This is a genomic window from Methylobacterium sp. J-070 (assembly GCF_022829385.1).
Lineage (GTDB): Bacteria > Pseudomonadota > Alphaproteobacteria > Rhizobiales > Beijerinckiaceae > Methylobacterium.
In genome coordinates this window covers 1-773 of record NZ_JAKSXX010000011.1, presented here as the reverse complement: position 1 = coordinate 773, position 773 = coordinate 1, and the positions used below count along the sequence as shown (strand labels likewise).

At 70.2% G+C, this 773-nt stretch carries 1 protein-coding gene; it reads right to left on the bottom strand.

Annotation, left to right across the window (positions count from 1 at the left end):
* Positions 1-773: ABC transporter substrate-binding protein (locus MKL01_RS00165; RefSeq protein ID WP_243903223.1), on the bottom strand; the 773-nt coding region annotated here is incomplete at both ends.

Genomic DNA, 773 nt, shown 5'->3' with positions numbered 1-773 from the left:
GCGGGGACCACCTGGGTGACCAGGACGCCGGCGCCGACACCGTGCCCGACCAGGGCGAGTTCCTCCGCCAGGGCGGTGGCGCCGACCGCGGAGACGTCGGTGTAGATCATCCGCGGGTGCAGCGGCTGGGTCAGCTTCATGAACTCGGCCGCCGCGCGATAGAGCGCCACCATGACGATCGCCTTCGGCGGGACCTTGCGCGCGCGCAGGGCGGCCACGGCGCCGGCCACGTCGATCGTGTTGCGCTTGTAGGTGAGCTTCTGGGGCGGCGGCTCGTAGCGCCCCTCGAGCGTGCGCAGCGCCTTCACCACCCCGGCATAACCGGCCTCGCCGAACGGGTCGTCCTGCGCGAACACCGCGATCTCGCGCGGCTTCAGCCCGCGCACGGTCACGAGGTAGCGGACGACGGCCTCGGTCTCCTCGGCGTAGCTCGGCCGATAGTTGAAGACGTAGCGGTCCGGCGGCACGGCACGGACGAGCTCCGAGCCCGTATAGGCGCCGAAGAAGAGGAGCCTGTGTTCGAGTACCCAGGGCAGCACCGCGGCCGCGGTGGGGGTGCCGAAATTCCCCACGAAGCCCACGACGCCGTCCCGCTCCACCATGCGCCTGACGAGATCCGGCGTCCGGGACGGCTCGTATCCGTCGTCGGCGGTGACGAGCTTGAGGCGATAGGCACCGATCCCCCCGGCCTCGTTCACCGCATTGAACGCCGACTCGATGCCGATCGCGAGCTGATGACCGAACTCCTTGTTCGCACCCGAGAACGGCGCGAC